This window comes from Alcanivorax sp. HI0083 (assembly GCF_001635175.1).
In genome coordinates, this window is sequence record NZ_LWFX01001170.1 from 1 (window position 1) to 3,515 (window position 3,515).

Sequence of the window (3,515 nt, forward strand, 5' to 3'; positions counted from 1 at the left end):
ACATCGGTGGGGTGTCCTGTTGGTTTGATGTGGGCCACAATCTGCCGGCGGTGCAACGCTTTCTGCAGCAGCTGCCGCCCTGTACCGGGACCCGGCATCTGGTGTTCGGTATGATGGTCGATAAACCTGTTGATGCGGTGATTGGGCTATTTAACGGCATGGCTGTCCAGTGGTACCTGGCGGCACCGCAGATTCCCCGTGCGGCACCGACGGCAAGATTGCGAGAGGGACTGCCTGACACGGCGCAGTACCAGGAATATGCCAGTGTGGCGGCGGCTACTCGCGCCGCGCTGGGTGCGGCTGGTGGTGAGGACCAGGTGGTCGTCTTTGGTTCCTTTTATACCGTGGCAGAAGCTCGCGAGCAGGCGCAGTAACGGCGGTGCTAGTGAATGCTGAATGGAGAAACCGGTGGATAATCGAGCGCGTCAGCGCATTGTGGGCATTGTACTGTTACTGATTCTGGCTGGGGCGCTGGCACCATTCCTGTTCCGTACTCCTGAGCAGGTGCGCAATGCGTTAGATATGCGTATCCCCGAGCCGCCGGAACACAAAACCGTGCTGGTTGAACCTGTAGTGCCGCAGGAGCGCCTGGACACGGCGGACGAGCGCATTGTCACTGACCGCCAGGCAATCCGGGATGCTGCCGAGCAGCAGCTGAACGATGAGGACGCGAAAACCGTTCCGAAAGAGCCGGAGCCAGTGACGCCGGTGAAGGAAAATGCGCCGGTACCGCCACCGGAAGAACCTGTGACACCGCCCCAGATCGACCCCGCCGATGGCCCAGTGCTGGCCGGCTTCGTGGTGCAGACCGGCAGTTATTCCGATGCGGATAATGCCAGCGGCATGGTCGATAAACTCAAAGACGCGGGTTATCGGGCATATATACAGACCGACAGTCATGAAGGGAAAGTGGTGCATCGGGTCATGGTCGGGCCGGAAATTCGCAAGGACGATGCCGAGTCCACCCGGCAGAAGCTGGCCGATGACGAGCGTTTCAAGCTCAAGGGGCTGGTGCGGATTTACGTGCCCTGACTGCCGGCGGTGCTTGCGGTTGTGTCCTGATTGCGATGGTGTCCAATGCAGCAGCAAAACCTGGCATGCATGGGCAAGCGGGTTCGCCTCTGATAAACTGCGCCGTCTGTATTTGCAGGGTGCCATGTCCGCCTTCTCCTGGTCCGGCATTGCCCTTTTTCAGCCTTAACCCGCCGGCGAGAGCACGCTTTACATGAATCTGGCAGACGGCATCATTCTGTTTGTTATCGCAGTCTCCGCACTTCTGAGTGTGCGCCGGGGATTTACCCGCGAAGCCTTTTCGTTGCTCACTTGGGTAGCGGCCTTTATTATCGCGCGCCTGTTCAGCCCGGCCCTGGACCTTCTTCTCCAGGACCAGATCACTACCCCCAGCCTGCGGGCCGTTGTCGCTTTCGGCAGCTTGTTTGTCCTGACGTTGGCGGTGGGCGCCCTCATTAGCCATTTGCTCGGTGAACTGATCCGCGTCACTGGCCTGAGCAGTACAGATCGATTGATGGGTATGGTGTTCGGCGCCCTGCGAGGGGTCTTGCTGATGGTCGTACTGGTTGCCCTGGGTCGGCATCTATTTGCCGCTGACCCCTGGTGGCACGATTCCACCCTGGTTCCCCATCTGGTGATGATGGAAGCATGGACCCGGGACGTGGGCGAGAGCCTTCTCGCCTTTATCATGAATGTAAGCGGCAGCTAGAGGTAAGTACCATGTGCGGCATTGTGGGTATTGTCGGTCATAGCCATGTGAACCAGGGGATCTACGATGCCCTGACCGTTCTCCAGCATCGTGGCCAGGATGCGGCTGGTATCGTGACCTGCGACGGTGATCGTCTCTACCTGCGCAAGGATAACGGCATGGTGCGCGATGTATTCCGCACCCGCCATATGCGCCGGCTGGTCGGTAACATGGGGATTGGCCATGTGCGCTATCCCACGGCAGGCAGCTCCAGTTCGGCGGAAGCCCAGCCGTTCTATGTGAACTCCCCCTACGGCATTACGCTGGCCCACAACGGCAACCTGACGAATGCGGAAGCTCTGGCCGAGCATATCTTTCGTGCCGACCTGCGCCACATCAACACCACCTCCGATTCCGAAGTCCTGCTGAACGTGTTTGCCCACGAGTTACAAAGCCGCGGCAAGTTGCAGCCGGAGCCGGAAGATATCTTTGATGCGGTGGCCGCAGTCCATCAACGAGTGGAAGGGGCCTACGCGGTGGTGGCCATGATTACCGGTTACGGCATTTTGGCTTTCCGCGACCCCCATGGTATTCGCCCGGTGTGCTTTGGCCGCAAGGACACCCCCAACGGCCCGGAATACATGGTGGCTTCCGAGTCTGTGGCTTTGTCTTCCCTGGGTTTCCACGTGGAGCGTGATCTGGCCCCCGGCGAAGCGATTTACATCACCGCTGATGGGGAGATGCACACCCGCCAGTGTGCACAATCCCCGAGCCTGCATCCGTGTATTTTTGAGCAGGTTTATCTGGCGCGACCGGATTCCATTATCGATGGCATCTCCGTGTACAAGGCGCGCCTGCGCATGGGCGAAAAACTGGCCGAGAAAGTGGAGCGTGAATGGCCGGACCACGATATCGATGTGGTCATTCCCATTCCCGACACCAGCCGCACGTCCGCCTTGCAGATGGCCAATCATCTGGGCGTGAAATACCGTGAAGGCTTTATCAAGAACCGGTATATCGGTCGTACCTTCATTATGCCGGGCCAGCAACAGCGCAAGAAATCGGTGCGCCAGAAACTCAACGCCATCGAACTGGAATTCCAGGGCAAGAACGTATTGCTGGTGGATGATTCCATCGTGCGCGGTACCACCTGCAACGAAATTATCCAGATGGCTCGGGAAGCCGGCGCCCGCAAGGTGTATTTCGCCTCCGCGGCACCTGCAGTGAAATACCCGAACGTTTACGGCATTGATATGCCGGTGGCCCAGGAACTGATCGCCCACGGCCGTACCACTGATGAAATCGGTGAGCTGATTGGCGCTGACCGGTTGATCTATCAGGATCTGGATGATCTGGTGGAAACCTGTCAGGAGGGCAATCCGAATGTGGCGTCCTTCGATTGCTCGGTGTTCAATGGCGAGTATCTGGCCGGCAATATCACCCCGGACTATCTGGCCAACCTGGAAGCGCGGCGCAACGACGCGGCCAAAGGCAACAGCGAGAAGACCCAGGCCTTGGCGGATAACGAAATTATCGACCTGCATAATGCTAATTAATGCCGGGCACGCAGCACGCGACACGCAACAAGGCAATTGAGGCGTGCTGCCAGATGAATGAATCCGTCGCTGCGAATCGACTCGGCTTTTTTCGCGTGTAATGATACTTCCTTTGGGCGCAAATCTCTGACGCGTTGTTGCGTGTCGTGTGCGGCATGAAAGCGAGAATAAACCATGAGTGATGATCTGGATCCGACAACCCTGAGTGTGGAAACCCTGGCTATCCGTACGGCGCAATTGCGCACGGATGAAATGGCGCA

3 protein-coding genes and 1 pseudogene are annotated in these 3,515 nt (G+C 58.3%); all 4 read left to right on the forward strand.

Annotated elements, in window-relative coordinates:
• Positions 1 to 374, forward strand: a pseudogene (locus tag A3754_RS27815) (bifunctional folylpolyglutamate synthase/dihydrofolate synthase); the annotation flags it as partial.
• Between the two features lie 34 nt (positions 375 to 408).
• On the forward strand, positions 409 to 1,032 hold the full coding sequence (locus A3754_RS16730; RefSeq protein ID WP_231880660.1) for an SPOR domain-containing protein: 624 nt from the start codon (positions 409 to 411) through the stop codon (positions 1,030 to 1,032).
• A 193-nt stretch (positions 1,033 to 1,225) separates the two neighbouring features.
• Positions 1,226 to 1,720: a CvpA family protein gene (locus A3754_RS16735; protein WP_063520613.1), complete on the forward strand. Its 495-nt coding sequence runs from the start codon at positions 1,226 to 1,228 to the stop codon at positions 1,718 to 1,720.
• An 11-nt stretch (positions 1,721 to 1,731) separates the two neighbouring features.
• Positions 1,732 to 3,255, forward strand: coding sequence for an amidophosphoribosyltransferase (gene purF, locus A3754_RS16740; protein WP_007148625.1), 1,524 nt, complete (start codon positions 1,732 to 1,734; stop codon positions 3,253 to 3,255).
• Positions 3,256 to 3,515 lie beyond the last annotated feature (260 nt).

Excerpts from the sequence above, each read along its gene's own strand:
- purF (WP_007148625.1), top strand. The coding sequence starts at position 1,732 with ATGTGCGGCATTGTGGGTATTGTCGGTCATAGCCATGTGAACCAGGGG.
- A3754_RS16735 (WP_063520613.1), top strand. The coding sequence starts at position 1,226 with ATGAATCTGGCAGACGGCATCATTCTGTTTGTTATCGCAGTCTCCGCA.